The following is a 15,805-nucleotide window of genomic DNA, read 5'->3' as shown; positions in this document are numbered from 1 at the left end:
GGGGTTCCTCAGAAGGATGTGCCTCGGTGGTGGTCGGTCACGGGGTGACAGGCGACCGTCTCCACCGCGTCGGAGAGTCGGTCGAGCACGGCCGCGGCCTGTTCGTCGCTGATGGTCAGGGGCGGGAGCAGACGTACGACGTTCGAGTGGGTGCCGGTGAGGCCGACGATCAGGCCTCGGCTGAGGCACTCGCGTTGGACGGCGACGGCCAGTTCGGCGGCGGCAGCGCGCCGGGGATCCGGGCCCGGCCCCGGCCTTGTCGCCGGCCCTGGCGGCAGGGCCGCCGCGCTCACCCCCAGTCCTGTCGCCGGCCCCGGCGCATGCTCCGCCACTGCCCCCGGCCATGCCCCTGCCCCGGCCGGCAGGAACTCGACGCCCGTCATCAGGCCCCTTCCTCGCACTCCGGCGATGCAGGGGAAGCGTCGGGCGAGGTCGCCGAGGTGGGTCAGCATCCGGTGGCCCAGGACAGCGGCCCGCTCGGCGAGCTGATGCTCGCGGACGTACGCGAGGGTGGCCGTACCGGCGGCCATGGCGAGTTGGTTGCCGCGGACGGTCGGGGCCGGGGCGCCCGGTTCGAGGTCCGTGTGGTGGACGACCAGAGACAGGGGCAGGCTGCCGCCGATGGCCTTGGACAGGATCATCAGGTCGGGTGTGACGCCGCTGTGTTCGACGGCCCAGAACACCCCGGTGCGGCCGACTCCGGTCTCGGTCTCGTCGGCGATCAGTGGGACGGCCTGGGCGGAAGCGAGTCGACCGACCGCGCGCGTCCACGCGTCCGGAGTGGGGCCGACCTCGTCGTCACCGCGGACGGCCTCGACGATCACCCCGGCCGGGCGGGCAGACTCGGGCCAGGGGGCGGTGAGTTCGGCCTCGTGCGGCGGGAAGGACCCCGGATCGGGAGTCGGCGTGCCGTCGGGCCGGGTGGCTTCGCGCAGGCGCGGGCCGAACGCGGCTGCCGTGGGGGCGAGGGCGGGGACTTCCGTGCGGCCCGTCGCGGCGCGGACCACTCGGCGGGCCTCGTCCAGGGCGCTCGCGCGGGAGGGGCCGCAGAAGCGTACGCGTGCGTGGTCGGCCAGGCCGGGAGGGAGGGTGTGGAGGAGTTCGGCGACGAAGCCGTCCTCGACGGGGGTGCCCAGATCGGGGACATGAAGGGGGGCGCCCGAGTCGAGGACCTTGCGGATGGCTTCCAGGACGACCGGGTGGTTGTGTCCGAGGGCGAGCGTGCCGGCGCCCGAGAGGCAGTCGAGGTAGCGGCGGCCGTCGGCGCCCTCGATGGTCAGCCCTCGCGCGCGTACGGGCACGATCGGCAGGGCCTGCGCATAGGTGCGCGCCGCCGACTCGCGCGCCGTGCGGCTGCGCGGAGTCTCCTCGGTCACGGTCACGGTTCTCCGTCCTCCCGCTGTCCGGAGGCGAGACATCGCTCGCGCTCCCCACCCGCCACGGGTCTGACGCCCATGGCTCTGTCCCGGCCCCGGCCCCGGCCCCGGCCCGGATCTCCCCGTGGATCGGCCGAGTTCGAGCCCGCTCGCCGGAGTTCCGGCCTTCCGGCCCACCTCGACCACCCAGGCGGCGATCCGCCCCCGATGCCCTACGGGTCGACTCCCCCAATGGACGTTCGAATCGCCCGCCCATCGCTACCAACCGCGCATCGGCGACGGGGTTACGGGTTGACTCAAGATCACTGTCGGGACGGTGGCCGCGAAACTCCCGCCGGGTAAGCGGCCGTGGCCGTCCGAGCCTCGTGGACCACCGGCCCGCCGCCCCGGGCGACCCGGCGCAGACGCCCATCGGATCCCGGCCCCGAAATGGCGCGAATGAACTCGCAGGGCGCGCAAGGGCACCCGCGCGCCCCACCCACCCCTGAAAAGGCGTCAACTCGAAGGCCCGCCCAGGTCAGGCGGCTTGTATCCGAACCGTTGCCGTTCCGTCGGAAGTCCCCCACAGCGACGGCATAGTGTGGGGTGCCGTTCCAGGAAGCCGTGCTCCGCGCGGCTCTTGGCGTGCAGCGCCACGTTCGTCCACATCAGGGGGAGTCAGCACATGCGATCCATACGGCCGTCGACCACCGCTCGCCGAGGAGGCGGAAGCGCTCGCCGCCGGACCTCCCCCGTCCTGGCCGCCGTGGCCCTCGTGTCGGCGCTCGCCCTGACCGCCACCGCCTGTGAGTCGGGCGACGACACGGCGGGGGGCGACCCCTCGGCGTCCTCGGTGGCCGGCGACAACAAGCTCAAGATCCCGGACGACATCAAGGAGCGTCTCAAGGAACACGGGATCGACATCGACAAGTGGCGCAACGGCGCCTGGAAGAACTGGGACAAGGACGACTGGCTGCGCGAGGCCGACGAGTTCATCAACCCGATCATCGAGGACCTGTGGGACCCGGACCGGATGCGCGACGCCGAGGAGCCGGACAAGGGTGTCGACGAGAACGACATCTCCGGTGACCAGGGCGTGACCGATCCGACCCCGGAGCCGGTGGAGGCGCAGGCCGTATCGGCGCCGTACCACTCCGCCGTCCCGGTGGCGGGCAAGGTCTTCTTCGACTCCCCCGAGGGCACGATGGTCTGCTCGGCGACGGTCGTGCAGGACCCGGCCAACCCGGGCAAGTCGAACATGGTGTGGACGGCGGGCCACTGCGTGCACGCCGGCAAGAGCGGCGGCTGGTACCGGAACATCGCGTTCGTGCCCTCGTACAACGACTCGGGCCTGTCGGCGAAGGAGCTGGAGACCGCCACCAAGGAGCAGGTCGCTCCGTACGGTGTCTGGTGGGGCGACTGGGTGCAGACCTCCGACCAGTGGATCGAGCAGGGCGGTGCGACCGGTGGTGACGGCGCCTCCTACGACTTCGCGGTCATCCATGTGACGCCGGAGGAGGGCGGTTCCGGCAAGTCCCTGGAGGAGACGGTCGGTTCGGCTCTGCCGGTCGACTTCGACGCCCCGGCCGTGCCGGAGGTGGACAGCATCACCGCGACGGGTTACCCGGCGGCGGCGCCGTTCGACGGCCAGTCGATGCACCAGTGCGAGGACAAGCCGGGCCGGCTGTCGCTGAGCGACACCGACCCGACGATGTACCGGATCGGGTGCACCATGACCGGCGGTTCCTCCGGTGGCGGCTGGGTGGCCGCCGGCTCCGACGGCAAGCCCGCGCTGGTCTCCAACACCTCCATCGGCCCGATCACCGGCGGCTGGCTGGCCGGCCCGCGGCTGGGCGACGTCGCCGAGGGCGTGTTCAACAAGGTGAGCGACAAGTACGCGGGCCAGTGACGGTCTACCGAGCACACCGGTCGGTGACGACCCGCGGGTACACCGTTCAGTGACGACCCGCTGAGTACGCGGAAGGCCCGCCCCCGGAGAGGGGGCGGGCCTTCTTCGTGTTCCGCGCCGGTCAGTTGAGCGTCGCCGGAACGTACGGCGCGAGATCCGCCGCGAGTTCCTCGTGCACCCGCACCTTGAGCAGGGTGCCCTCCGCGGTGTGCTCCTCGGAGATCACCTCGCCCTCGTCGTGCGCACGGGCGACCAGCTTGCCATGGGTGTACGGCACGAGCGCCTCGACCTCGACCGAGGGCCGGGGCAACTCGTTGTCGATCAGCGCGAGCAGCTCGGTGATGCCCTGGCCGGTGCGGGCCGAGATGGCGATGGAGCGCTTCTCGTTCCGCATCAGCCGCTGGAGCACCAGCGGGTCGGCCGCGTCGGCCTTGTTGATCACGACGATCTCGGGTACGGCGTTGGCACCGACGTCCCTGATCACTTCGCGCACGGCCGCCAGCTGCTCCTCCGGGACCGGGTGGGAACCGTCGACCACGTGCAGGATCAGATCGGCGTCGCCGACCTCCTCCATGGTGGAGCGGAACGCCTCGACCAGGTGGTGGGGCAGGTGCCGGACGAAGCCGACGGTGTCGGCCAGCGTGTAGAGCCGGCCGCTCGGGGTCTCGGCCCGGCGCACGGTCGGGTCCAGGGTCGCGAACAGCGCGTTCTCGACCAGGACGCCCGCGCCGGTGAGGCGGTTGAGCAGGGAGGACTTGCCGGCGTTGGTGTAGCCCGCGATGGCGACGGACGGCACCTTGTTGCGCCGGCGCTCCTGGCGCTTGATGTCGCGGCCGGTCTTCATGTCCGCGATCTCCCGGCGCATCTTCGCCATCTTCTCGCGGATCCGTCGCCGGTCCGTCTCGATCTTGGTCTCACCGGGACCACGGGTGGCGAGGCCGCCGCCCTTGCCGCCGCCCATCTGCCGGGACAGCGACTGACCCCAGCCTCGCAGCCTCGGCAGCATGTACTGCATCTGCGCGAGCGCGACCTGCGCCTTGCCCTCTCGGGACTTGGCGTGCTGGGCGAAGATGTCGAGGATCAGGGCCGTACGGTCGACGACCTTGACCTTGACCACGTCCTCCAGGGCGATGAGCTGGCCGGGGCTGAGCTCACCGTCGCAGATGACCGTGTCCGCGCCGCACTCGATGACGATGTCGCGCAGCTCCAGTGCCTTGCCCGACCCGATGAAGGTGGCCGGGTCCGGCTTGTCGCGGCGCTGGTGGACACCGTCGAGGACGAGGGCACCGGCCGTCTCGGCCAGCGCGGCGAGCTCCGCGAGGGAGTTCTCCGCGTCCTGCAGGGTCCCCGAGGTCCAGACGCCGACGAGGACGACCCGCTCCAGACGGAGCTGTCGGTACTCGACCTCGGTGACGTCCTCGAGCTCGGTGGAGAGGCCGACCACGCGGCGCAGAGCCGCGCGCTCGGAGCGGTCGAACTGCTCGCCGTCCCGCTCTCCGTCGATCTCGTGGCTCCAGGCGACGTCCTCTTCCATCAGGGCATCGGCCCGAAGACCTTCGGGGTAGCTCTTCGCGAGGCGCTTGTTGTCCTGGGAAGGGGAAGAAGAGGAGGTCATCGGTTCCTTACGTAGATAGGGATTCCGTCACTGGTCACAACGTACGAGCACCCCGGGAGATTCCCGGCCCGGCGCCGTGTCCGTCTGAAGATGGTCGCACGGAACGCCACGTCTCGTCACTGCCTTATTTCCGCGCCCCCGGGGGCACTGCGGCCTACCGCTCCACGCCGCCTCGTTTCCGGGCCCCGGTGGCACTGCGGCGGCCTACCGGTCCGGGCCGCCACATTTCCGGGCCCCGGCCACACCGCGGCCTGTCGCTCCCTACCGCCCTACTTCCGGGTCCCGGTGGGTACCGCGGCCTTCCAGTCCGGGTGGCCGGGCATGGGCGGCGTCTTCTCGCCGTAGAGCCAGGCCTGGAAGAAGGCTCCGAGGTCGTGTCCGGACAGCTCCTCGGCGAGGGCCGTGAAGTCGGCGGTGCCGGCGGTGGCGTCGTCGTAGCGGGTCACCCAGGCGCGTTCCAGGCGCTCGAAGGCGGGGCGGCCGATCTCCTCGCGGAGGGCGTAGAGGACGAGCGCGGCCCCGTCGTACACGTTCGGGCGGAAGATGCCGATCTTGCTGCCCGGTCGGGGCACCTTGGGCGCCGCAGGGGGTCCGCCGGCGGCGCGCCAGCGGTCGGAGGCGCTGTAGGCGGCCTTCATCCGGTCCTGGAGCGGACGGTCGGCCTTCTCCTCCGCGTACAGGGCCTCGTACCAGGTGGCGTGCCCCTCGTTGAGCCACAGGTCGGACCAGGAGCGCGGGGTGACGCTGTCGCCGAACCACTGGTGCGCCAGCTCATGCACCATGATCGACTCGACGTACCACTTCGGGTACGCGGGCTCGGTGAACAGGTCCCGCTCGAAGAGGGAGAGCGTCTGCGTCTCCAGTTCGAAGCCCGTCGACGCGTCGGCCATCAGCACGCCGTACGTCTCGAAGGGGTAGCGCCCGACCTTGTCCTCCATCCAGGAGATCTGCTCGGGCGTCTTCGCCAGCCAGGGTTCGAGCGCCTCCCGGTGCTCGGTGGGGACGACGTCCCGCAGGGGCAGGGCGTGCGGGCCGGTGCGATGCACCACGGTGGAGCGTCCGATGGAGACCTGGGCCAGCTCGGTCGCCATGGGGTGGCGGGTCCGGTACGTCCACGTCGTCGTGCCGCCCGCGCTGTCCACGCCGGTCCGCAGACCGTTGGCGACGGCTGTGTAGCCCTCGGGGGCGGAGACGCGGATGGTGAACACGGCTTTGTCGGAGGGGTGGTCGTTGCACGGGAACACCAGGTGGGCGGCGTCGGCCTGGTTGGCCATGGCGAGGCCGTCCGAGGTGCGGACCCAGCCGCCGTCACGGCCCTCGGGGGAGACCGGATCGCTGGTGTGCCGCACGGTGATCCGCATCCAGTTGCCCTGGGCGAGCGGCTCCTGCGGGGTGATCACGAGGTCCTCGCCGGCGGTGGCGAAGTCGGCGGGCTCGCCGTTGATCTCGACCGAGTCGACCTTTCCGTGGGCGAAGTCCAGGTTCACGCGGTCCAGTGCGGCGGTGGTCCAGGCGTCGATCGTGGTGACGGCCTGGAGCGGCTTGCTGTTGGAGCCGCCGTAGGCGAAGGACAGGTCGTAGGTGGCCACGTCGTAGCCGGGGTTTCCCAGGGTCGGGAAGAGGCGGTCACCGACGCCGAGCGCGGCGGGCGGCGCGCTCGCGGCGACGAGGCAGAAGGAGACGGCGGAGGCCAGCAGGGCGGCCTTCAGGCGCCGTGCGCGGGTGCCGGGACGGACGGCACGCGCGCGTGGCGCGACGGGGGAGGCCGCGCGCGGGGTGACACGGGAAGTGAGCAGCATGCACCACGGCTACCAGCGCGCGCGTGCCGGGCCGTGCCGACGCGCGCCGGACCCACCCGAACGGGGGCCTCCGCACAGCGGTGTGACGAGGCGTCACACCTCGGGAGCGTCGCCGGCCTGCGCGCGGTTGACGTCGTACACACCGGGCACATTGCGCATGGCGCGCATCAGCTCGGGCAGGCGGCCGGCATCGGGCAGGGTGACGGTGTAGGTGTGCCGGACGCGCTGTTGGCTCGGCGGTTCCACGGTCGCCGAGACGATCTCCGCGCCTTCCAGCGCCATGGCCTCGGTGAGGTCGGCCAGCAGATGCGGGCGCACGAACGATTCCGCGAAGAGCGTCACCCGGCACTCGACGCCCTCCCCCCAGCGCACGGCGACCTCCGCGCGCCCCGCGTCCGTCATACGCGCCACCGCCGGGCAGGCGACACGGTGCACGGTCACCACGCCGCCACGCACGGCGAAGCCGGTGACCTCGTCCAGCGGTACGGGCGTACAGCAGCCTGCCAGGCGCGCGACCGCGCGGGGGCGGTCGACGACGACGGCACCTGAGCCCGCGGGCTCCGCCGGGGCCTTCACGGCCCCTTCCGCGCCGGCGGCCGCGGGGGACGGCCGGTAGCGCCGTTCCGGCGCCGGTACGCGTACGCCCTGAACGGCGGCCTCGCCCGGTTCGTCGGCCAGGGGCTCGCCCGGCTCCTCGGCGGGCGTCGGATGGGTGGCGATCCAGCGCATGATGGCGATCCGGGCCGCGGGCGTGTGCGCGTGGTCCAGCCACTCCCTGGACGGCTCCGAGGCGGGGTCCTGGCCCATGAGGAGCTGCACGCTGTCGCCGTCCCGCAGGATCGTGCTCAAGGTCGCCAGGCGTCCGTTCACGCGGGCGCCGATGCAGGCGTGCGCGTCCTCGCCGTACTGCGCGTAGGCCGCGTCCACGCACGTGGCGCCCTCGGGCAGGCCCAGGGTGCCGCCGTCGGGGCGGAAGACGGTGATCTCGCGGTCCTGGGCGAGGTCCTCGCGCAGCGTGGACCAGAACGTGTCCGGGTCCGCGGCGGCCTCCTGCCAGTCGAGGAGACGGCTCAGCCAGCCGGGACGGGTGGGGTCGACGCGCTCGCCGTCGGCGGGGTCGTCGGCGGCGGGCGCGTACGGATTGCCGAGCGCGACCACACCCGCCTCGGCGACCTTGTGCATCTGATGGGTACGGATGAGGACTTCGGCGACCTGGCCGTCGGCGCGGGCCACCGCCGTGTGCAACGACTGGTAGAGGTTGAACTTCGGTACGGCGATGAAGTCCTTGAACTCCGAGACCACGGGCGTCATACAGGTGTGCAGTTCACCGAGTACGCCGTAACAGTCGGCGTCCTCGTTCACGAGCACCAGCAGCCGGCCGAAGTCGGCGCCGCGCAGCTGTCCGCGCTTGCGGGACACCCGGTGCACGGAGACGAAGTGCCTTGGTCTGATGAGGACTTCGGCGGCGATGTCGGCCTCGCGCAGCACGGCCCGCATCTCCTCGGCGATCTCCGCGAGGGGGTCGTCCGCGCGGGCGGTGTTCCCGACGATCAGCTCGCGCGTGTGCTCGTACTCCTCCGGGTGCAGAATCGCGAAGACCAGGTCTTCCAGTTCCGTCTTGAGCGCCTGGACACCGAGGCGTTCGGCGAGCGGGATCAGTACGTCGCGGGTCACTTTGGCGATGCGCGCCTGTTTCTCGGGGCGCATCACGCCGAGGGTGCGCATGTTGTGCAGGCGGTCGGCGAGCTTGATCGACATCACGCGGACGTCGCTGCCCGTCGCGACGAGCATCTTGCGGAACGTCTCGGGCTCTGCGGCGGCGCCGTAGTCGACCTTCTCCAACTTGGTCACGCCGTCGACGAGATAGCGCACCTCCGCGCCGAACTGCTCGCCGACCTGATCGAGCGTCACATCCGTGTCCTCGACGGTGTCGTGGAGGAGTGAGGCGGTCAACGTCGTTGTCTCCGCGCCGAGTTCGGCGAGGATCAGGGTCACGGCGAGCGGATGCGTGATGTACGGCTCGCCGCTCTTGCGCATCTGGCCGCGGTGCGAGGACTCCGCGAGGACGTACGCGCGGCGCAGCGGGTCCAGGTCGGCGTCGGGGTGGTGGGCGCGGTGCGCGTCGACGAGGTGGCTGATGGCGTCGGGCAGCCGGTCGCGGGCGGTGGGGCCGAGCAGCGCGGCCCGGCCCAGTCGGCGCAGGTCGATGCGCGCGCGGGCGCGCTTGCGGGACACGGACACCGGGCTGGTCGGGGTGGTCGGCAGCCCTGACAGGGCGCCCGTCACCGGGCCTGGCGTCGCGGGGTTCGTGGCCTCCGCACTCATGGGCACCTCCGGCTGCGTGGACCGGCGGACGGGGTGCCCCATGGCGGACACGGCTCAGGGGATGGCGACCATCCCCCGTCCGGGCCGGTGCTTGATGCTACCGAGCCCATCACGCCCGGCTGACCGCCTCTCGCCGAGCGTGAAACGGATCACCCATTCGAGGGATGCGAAGGAGGTTTACGGTTTGCGATCCGCGTGAGGTGGGGCGCCCCGCGGTCGAACCGAAGTCCGGCCACTCCCCCGGGGCGGGGCCTGTCCTCCGCGCGCCCAGTCCCGGGGCGGGAAGGGCGGGAAGTGCCGGGGGGAACGGCCGGGGCGGAAAGGGCCGAGGCTGGACGACCTGGCCGGTACTCGACGCCGGGACGGACCTCTGCACGACCACTCCCGGGGCGGGAAGGGCCAAGGCGGGACCACCCGGCCGGTGCTCGATACCGGGACGGGCCTCCGCACGACCAGTCCCGGAGCGGAGCGGCCGAGACGGGACGGCCGGGCCCCGGTGCTCGATGCCGGGGCGTGTCCTCCACGATCCCAGTCCCAGGGCGGGACGGGCCGAGGCGGGACCACCCGGCCGGTGCTCGATACCGGGGCAGTCCTTCGTGCCAGCGCCGGAGCGGACGGGCCGAGGCGGGACGACCTGGCCGGTACTCGACGCCGGGACGGGCCTCCGCACGACCAGCCCCCGGGCGGAAAGGGCCGAGACCGGACGGCCTGGTCGGGTTCAGCCTCTGGCGCTCTCCAGCCACTCCGCGTCCAGTTCGCCCTCGGCGACGATCACGGCCGGGCCGGTCATCTCGACGGTGCCGTCGGGGTGCTCCGTGATCAGCAGGCGGCCACCGAGAACGTCGACGGTGTAGGTGACGGGAGTGCCGGTCACCGCGGGGTCGGCGCCGTCGCGGCGGGCGGTGGCGACGGCGACCGCGCAGGCGCCCGTGCCGCAGGAGCGGGTCTCGCCGGAGCCGCGCTCGTGCACGCGCATCGCCACGTGCCGGGGGCCGCGGTCGACGACGAACTCGACGTTCACCCCGTCCGGGTAGGCGGAGGCCGGGCTGAACGGCGGCGCCTCGTGCAGCGCCCCCGCGTCGGCGAGGTCGTCGACGAAGGCGACCGCGTGCGGGTTGCCCATGTTCACATTGCGCGCGGGCCAGCTGTGATCGCCGACGGCGACCGTGACGTCCGACTCGGGCAGGCGGGCCTTGCCCATGCCGACGGTGACGTCACCGTCCTTGGCGAGGTGCACGCTCTTCACGCCCCCGCGCGTGGCGACGGTGAGGTCTCCCTCGGCGACCAGCCCGGCGTGCTGGAGGTAGCGCGCGAACACCCGCACGCCATTGCCGCACATCTCTGCGATCGAGCCGTCGCTGTTGCGGTAGTCCATGAACCACTCCGCCTCCGCGGCCATCCCGCGCGCCTCGGGATGCGCGGCGGAGCGCACCACGTGCAGCAGTCCGTCACCGCCGATGCCCGCGCGACGGTCGCACAGGGCGGCCACGGCGGCCGGGGGCAGGTCGATGGCGTTCTCGGGGTCCGGGACGATCACGAAGTCGTTCTCGGTGCCGTGACCCTTGAGGAAGGCGATCCGCGTGCTCATTCCTCGATCGTACGGCGTGGGTACGACACCCCGACGTGCCGTATCACCTGATGGCCGGCACCGGTGGCATCACCTGATGGCCTGCACCGGCGGCGGCACAGCGGCCTAAGCCGGCCTCGGCGCGGTCCGGCGTCAGCGCAGCCGCGCGACCCGCCACACCGCCAGCACCACGACGGCCAGGACCACGACGACGTAGGCGATCACGACCCGCCAGTCGGGCCGCCGGCCGGAGCCGCGCTGCGGGAGGCCGGGCCAGGTGTGGCCGACGCGGCGGGCGGCCATCATGCCCCAGCCCGCGGCGCAGGAGGAGATCAGCAGGCCCAGCATGGCGATCACGGCGCCGCTGTCACCGAAGTCGAAGGCCAGCGGGAAGGCGAACATCAGGGAGCCGAGCGCGGCGAGGCCCACGATGGGCGCGAGCTGCCAGATCCGCAGCCTGCGCTGGGGGCGCAGCTCGACCTCGACCTCGGGACCGCCCGCGAACATCTCCTCCGGCTCGGGGCCGTCGTCGGTCACCCCGTCCGGCGTCTCGTCGGGCCCGTCGGAGCTCAGACGCTGCTCGTCCAGCTCCGTCGCCCCGCTGTCGGCGGTGACGGGTTCGGTGTCTTGTGCGGTGTCGCGAGGGCCGGCCTCCATCGCCACGCGCCCTCCCAACTCGGACTCCACTTGGTCGATCGAAGCTCGATGATGGCACGGCACCGGAGGCCCGGATGACGGCCGGAGCGTCCCGATGCCATGACGTGATCAGGCTGTAACCGGTCGTTCGATCAACGCCAGTGCGCGGTGCGGAAGTTCTGTGAGATCCGCCGCAGCCCCACTCAGCCAGTGCACCCGCGGGTCCCGCCTGAACCACGAATCCTGACGGCGCGCGAAGCGCTTGGTGGCACGAACGGTCTCGTCACGCGCCTGGTCCATCGTGCATTCCTCCGACAACGCGGCGAGAACCTGCTGGTAACCGAGCGCCCGCGCGGCCGTACGCCCCTCACGCAGTCCCTGCGCCTCCAGCTCCCGCACCTCCTCCACCAGACCGGACTCCCACATCCGGTCGACCCGGCGCGCGATGCGCTCGTCCAGCTCGGGGCGCGCCACGTCGACGCCGATCTGGACGGTGTCGTAGACCGAGTCGTGGCCGGGCAGGTTGGCGGTGAACGGCCGGCCGGTGATCTCGATCACCTCCAGCGCGCGCACGATCCGGCGTCCGTTGCTGGGCAGGATCGCCCGCGCGGCCTCCGGATCGGCGGCGGCGAGGCGCGCGTGCAGGGCCCCGGAGCCGCGCAGCGCGAGCTCCTCCTCCAGCCGGGCCCTGACCTCGGGGTCGGTGCCGGGGAACTCCAGGTTGTCGACGGCACCGCGGACGTAGAGGCCCGAGCCGCCGACCAGGATCGGCCAGCGCCCCTCGGCCAGCAGGGCGTCGATGCGCCCACGCGCGAGCCGCTGGTACTCGGCGACGGACGCCGTGACCGTGACGTCCCAGATGTCGAGCAGGTGGTGTGGGATGCCGCCGCGTTCCTCGGGCGTCAGTTTCGCGGTACCGATGTCCATCCCCCGGTACAGCTGCATGGAGTCGGCGTTGACGACCTCACCGCCGAGTTGCCGGGCGAGGAAGACGCCCAGATCTGACTTTCCGGCCGCGGTGGGTCCGACGACGGCGATGACTCGGGGGGCGGGGGCTGCGCTGCTCACCGCACCAGTCTCCCAAACCTCAAGGGGTGGCCCCGAACGAGTTACGTGACGGCGGCGGTCCGGTGTCGTTCCCCGAAGCGAGGTTCTCGCCGCCCGCGCACGGAGGCGGTGACCCGGGCGACGCAATCGGACGCACCGGGCAACGCGGGATTTCCCCCGCACGAGTAACGTATGGAGTGGATATGGGCGTTTTTGCGCGACTTCTCCGAAGGTCCAGGGCCACGGAGAAGACGTCGACCGCCGAGGCACAGGCCGCCGCGTCGGCGACCGGGGCCGACGCGGGTGAGGCGACGGACGCTACCGGGACGACGCGGGAGCCGGCCGAGGCCACGGCCGGGACGGTGACCGAGGTGCCGGTTGAGGGGCCGGGCGAGGAGTCCGCCGCGGACACCGCGGGTGACGGAGTCGGCATCCCCAAGCAGCAGTCCGCCGAGGAGGCGGCCGACAACGAGGCCGGCGAGGGCGCCCGCAGATAACCCGCCGCTACGGAAGGTGGACCATGGGTCTCCTGCACAACCTGAAGGGCAAGCTCTCCCCGGCCAAGGACAAGGTCTCCGGCCTCGCGCAGCAACACGGGGACAAGATCCATCACGGTCTGGACAAGGCGGCGAAGGTCGTCGACGAAAAGACCAAGGGCAAGTACAGCGGCAAGATCCACACGGGCACGGGCAAGGCCAAGGAGGCCATGAACCGCCTCGCGCACAAGGAGGGCACCGGGGCCGCCGACCGCCCCGCCGCACCGCCGGACTCCCCGCCGCCGGCCTCCTGAGCGACGTACCGACCGGCGGACGGCCGGGGAGCCAGTCTCCCGGCCGCCCGCCATTTCGGTGCGCGGCGGGGGAGCCCAGCCTCCCGGCCGCCCGCCGTTCTCCGTGCGTCCCGGGCCGCTGGGGCGGGCAGGTCCCGCGCATCTGCGTGGTACTGCCGTACGTGCAAGGCCGTCCCCACGCCTCCTGGACCCTGCAGGGTCCCGTCCCTGCCGGGTCCCGTCCCTGCCGTGCGCCCTTGGCCCTACGACCAGGCCGCGACCAGGTATCCCACCCCGTAGGGCGCGTCCTCGTACAGCAGGGCGCCTCGCAGGGCGGCGCCGTCGGCCGCACCCGCGAGGACCTGCCAGGGCGCCCGGCCGGAGACCTTCAGCTCACGGGCCAGTTCGGTGTCCAGACCCTTGAGGGCCGCGAGGTCCGCCGACCCCAGTGCCCGCGCGGCGTCCGCGTCGAACGGCTCGGCCCGTTCGTCGAGGTAGCCGGGGGCCTTGAGTGTGCGGCACGCGCTGGCGTCGCCCATCACCAGCAGTGCCACCCGTTCCGCCCGGACGGCGATTTCGCTTCCGATTTCGATACACCGCTCGACCGCGAGCGGTTCCCCCACGCCGAGTCCCTCGATCGGGGCATCCGCCCAGCCGGTCGGCTCCAGCAGCCATCCGGCGACGGCGAGGGACGGAGGGAGGGTTCCGGCGGCGCCGTCCCGCGTCTGCCCCAGCGTCACGTCACGCTCGACGCCGAAGCCCCGGAACGAGCCGGGTGTCCCCTGCGCGTACGCCGTCGGCCCCGTCTCCGCGTCCGGCCCCACGACCACCAGCAGATCGGGCCGGGCTGCGGCGAGCAGACCCAGGGCGTCCGCGCACGCGGCACGGGCGGCATCCAGTTCGGGCGCGGCACCCGCGGCGACTTCGGGGACCAGCAGTGGGGGGCAGGGGCAGACTGCGGCGGCGACAAGCATGATCGGCAGCGTAACCCGCGCACGTGCGCGGGGGGCGGGCGACCGGCGCGTACGCGCGTGCCGCCGCCGGGACGGGACGCCCTCCGGGTCGAAGAGCGTCCCCAACCGTCACCGGCGGCCGCGCGGCCGGCCCGGCGAGGCCGCCCCCGCCGTCACCCCTCGGTCAGCACATCCCTCAGTCGCAGCCGCAGCCGCTGCCCGCGGCCACCGGCAGCGGCGCCGGGACGCCCACCTTGGGCAGGCCGAGCATGACGCCCTGCTTCTTCTCCTGTTCCTGGGCGGTGCGCTGCTCCCAGGCGTCGCCCGCGCGCGTACGGCGCACCTCCAGCACCTGGCCCTCGGCGAGGAGGTGGTGCGGGGCGGCGTAGGTCACCTCGACGGTGACGACGTCACCGGGGCGGACCGCCTGCTCCGGCTTGGTGAAGTGGACCAGGCGGTTGTCGGGGGCACGGCCGGACAGGCGGTGGGTGGCGCCGTCCTTGCGGCCCTCGCCCTCGGCGACCATCAGTTCCAGGGTGCGGCCGACCTGCTTCTTGTTCTCGTCCCAGGAGATCTCCTCCTGGAGGGCGACCAGCCGCTCGTAGCGCGCCTGGACGACCTCCTTGGGGATCTGGCCGTCCATGGTCGCGGCCGGGGTGCCGGGCCGCTTGGAGTACTGGAAGGTGAACGCCTGGGCGAAGCGGGCCTCGCGGACGACGTGCAGCGTCTGCTCGAAGTCCTCCTCGGTCTCGCCGGGGAAGCCGACGATGATGTCGGTGGTGATCGCGGCGTGCGGGATGGCGGCGCGGACCTTGTCGATGATCCCCAGGTAGCGCTCCTGACGGTAGGAGCGGCGCATCGCCTTCAGGACGGTGTCCGAGCCCGACTGCAGCGGCATGTGCAGCTGCGGCATCACGTTCGGCGTCTCGGCCATCGCGGCGATCACGTCGTCGGTGAAGTCACGCGGGTGCGGGGAGGTGAAACGGACCCGCTCCAGCCCCTCGATGTTCCCGCAGGCGCGCAGCAGCTTGCTGAAGGCCTCACGGTCGCCGATGTCGCTGCCGTACGCGTTGACGTTCTGGCCGAGCAGCGTGATCTCGGAGACGCCCTCGGAGACCAGGGCCTCGACCTCGGCGAGGATGTCGCCGGGGCGGCGGTCCTTCTCCTTGCCGCGCAGCGCCGGGACGATGCAGAACGTACAGGTGTTGTTGCAGCCGACGGAGATGGAGACCCAGGCGGCGTACGCGCTCTCGCGGCGGGTCGGCAGCGTGGACGGGAACGCCTCCAGCGACTCGGCGATCTCGACCTGCGCCTCCTGCTGCACCCGCGCGCGCTCCAGCAGCACCGGGAGCTTGCCGATGTTGTGCGTGCCGAAGACGACGTCCACCCAGGGCGCCCGCTTCACGATGGTGTCGCGGTCCTTCTGGGCCAGGCAGCCGCCGACGGCGATCTGCATGCCCGGACGCTGGGCCTTCTTCGGCGCGAGGTGGCCGAGGTTGCCGTAGAGCCGGTTGTCGGCGTTCTCGCGCACGGCGCAGGTGTTGAAGACCACGACGTCGGCGTCGCCGTCCGCTCCCGCGGGGGCGCGGACGTATCCGGCGTCCTCGAGCAGTCCGGACAACCGCTCGGAGTCGTGGACGTTCATCTGGCACCCGTAGGTGCGCACTTCGTACGTCTTGGTCCCTTGAACGTCCACTGCCGGGCTCCGGTCGCTGCTGCTGGTCATGCGTTCAAGGGTAGGCGGTCCGGGGAGGGCCTTGTCCCGGGCTTTACGGCCACCCGTTCGGCAGCGGGGTCCCGCTGCCCGGGTGGGGGCTCCCGGGGCGCGGC

General features: G+C 72.3%; 12 protein-coding genes. 3 read left to right on the top strand and 9 right to left on the bottom strand.

Annotated elements, in window-relative coordinates; translation table 11 throughout:
• Positions 1-8: 8 nt before the first annotated feature.
• Positions 9-1,418: an aminotransferase class III-fold pyridoxal phosphate-dependent enzyme gene (locus tag ABZZ79_RS19175; RefSeq protein WP_356690177.1), complete on the bottom strand. Its 1,410-nt coding sequence runs from the start codon at positions 1,416-1,418 to the stop codon at positions 9-11.
• 622 nt (positions 1,419-2,040) lie between these two features.
• Between ABZZ79_RS19175 and ABZZ79_RS19170 the strand changes: the two genes are divergently transcribed.
• Positions 2,041-3,264, top strand: a complete 1,224-nt coding sequence (locus ABZZ79_RS19170) for a hypothetical protein (RefSeq protein ID WP_356690175.1) — start codon at positions 2,041-2,043, stop codon at positions 3,262-3,264.
• Positions 3,265-3,385: 121 nt separating this feature from the next.
• Here ABZZ79_RS19170 and hflX read toward each other — a convergent pair whose 3' ends face one another.
• From hflX to miaA, 6 genes are all read right to left on the bottom strand, one after another.
• Entirely contained in the window at positions 3,386-4,879 is a 1,494-nt protein-coding gene (gene hflX / locus ABZZ79_RS19165) for a GTPase HflX (protein WP_356690173.1), read from the bottom strand.
• A 269-nt stretch (positions 4,880-5,148) separates the two neighbouring features.
• Positions 5,149-6,678, bottom strand: coding sequence for a M1 family metallopeptidase (locus ABZZ79_RS19160; protein WP_356690171.1), 1,530 nt, complete (start codon positions 6,676-6,678; stop codon positions 5,149-5,151).
• Positions 6,679-6,771: 93 nt separating this feature from the next.
• On the bottom strand, positions 6,772-9,003 hold the full coding sequence (locus ABZZ79_RS19155) for an HD domain-containing protein (protein WP_356690169.1): 2,232 nt from the start codon (positions 9,001-9,003) through the stop codon (positions 6,772-6,774).
• 718 nt (positions 9,004-9,721) lie between these two features.
• On the bottom strand, positions 9,722-10,591 hold the full coding sequence (gene dapF, locus ABZZ79_RS19150; protein WP_356690167.1) for a diaminopimelate epimerase: 870 nt from the start codon (positions 10,589-10,591) through the stop codon (positions 9,722-9,724).
• Positions 10,592-10,723: 132 nt separating this feature from the next.
• The gene (locus tag ABZZ79_RS19145) at positions 10,724-11,227 is read right to left on the bottom strand and encodes a hypothetical protein (protein ID WP_356690439.1); all 504 of its coding nucleotides are present in this window, start codon (positions 11,225-11,227) and stop codon (positions 10,724-10,726) included.
• Between the two features lie 108 nt (positions 11,228-11,335).
• Positions 11,336-12,274, bottom strand: a complete 939-nt coding sequence (miaA, locus tag ABZZ79_RS19140) for a tRNA (adenosine(37)-N6)-dimethylallyltransferase MiaA (protein ID WP_356690165.1) — start codon at positions 12,272-12,274, stop codon at positions 11,336-11,338.
• A 182-nt stretch (positions 12,275-12,456) separates the two neighbouring features.
• On the opposite strand from miaA, the gene ABZZ79_RS19135 reads away from it, so the two are divergent.
• Positions 12,457-12,750 (top strand): hypothetical protein, encoded by a 294-nt coding sequence (locus ABZZ79_RS19135; RefSeq protein ID WP_356690163.1) that lies wholly within the window; start codon positions 12,457-12,459, stop codon positions 12,748-12,750.
• Between the two features lie 23 nt (positions 12,751-12,773).
• Positions 12,774-13,043 carry an antitoxin gene (locus ABZZ79_RS19130; RefSeq protein WP_356690161.1) on the top strand — a complete coding sequence of 90 codons (270 nt, stop codon included), beginning with the start codon at positions 12,774-12,776 and terminating at the stop codon, positions 13,041-13,043.
• A 242-nt stretch (positions 13,044-13,285) separates the two neighbouring features.
• On the opposite strand, the gene ABZZ79_RS19125 is transcribed toward ABZZ79_RS19130, so the two are convergent.
• On the bottom strand, positions 13,286-13,996 hold the full coding sequence (locus ABZZ79_RS19125) for a class III extradiol dioxygenase subunit B-like domain-containing protein (protein WP_356690159.1): 711 nt from the start codon (positions 13,994-13,996) through the stop codon (positions 13,286-13,288).
• Between the two features lie 175 nt (positions 13,997-14,171).
• The gene (gene miaB / locus ABZZ79_RS19120) at positions 14,172-15,701 is read right to left on the bottom strand and encodes a tRNA (N6-isopentenyl adenosine(37)-C2)-methylthiotransferase MiaB (protein WP_356690157.1); all 1,530 of its coding nucleotides are present in this window, start codon (positions 15,699-15,701) and stop codon (positions 14,172-14,174) included.
• Positions 15,702-15,805: the final 104 nt, after the last annotated feature.

The organism is Streptomyces sp. NPDC006458, assembly GCF_040612135.1.
In the GTDB taxonomy this organism is placed as follows: Bacteria; Actinomycetota; Actinomycetes; order Streptomycetales; family Streptomycetaceae; genus Streptomyces.
The sequence above is the reverse complement of the archived record's forward strand: the minus strand, read 5'-3'. Positions and strand labels throughout refer to the sequence as shown.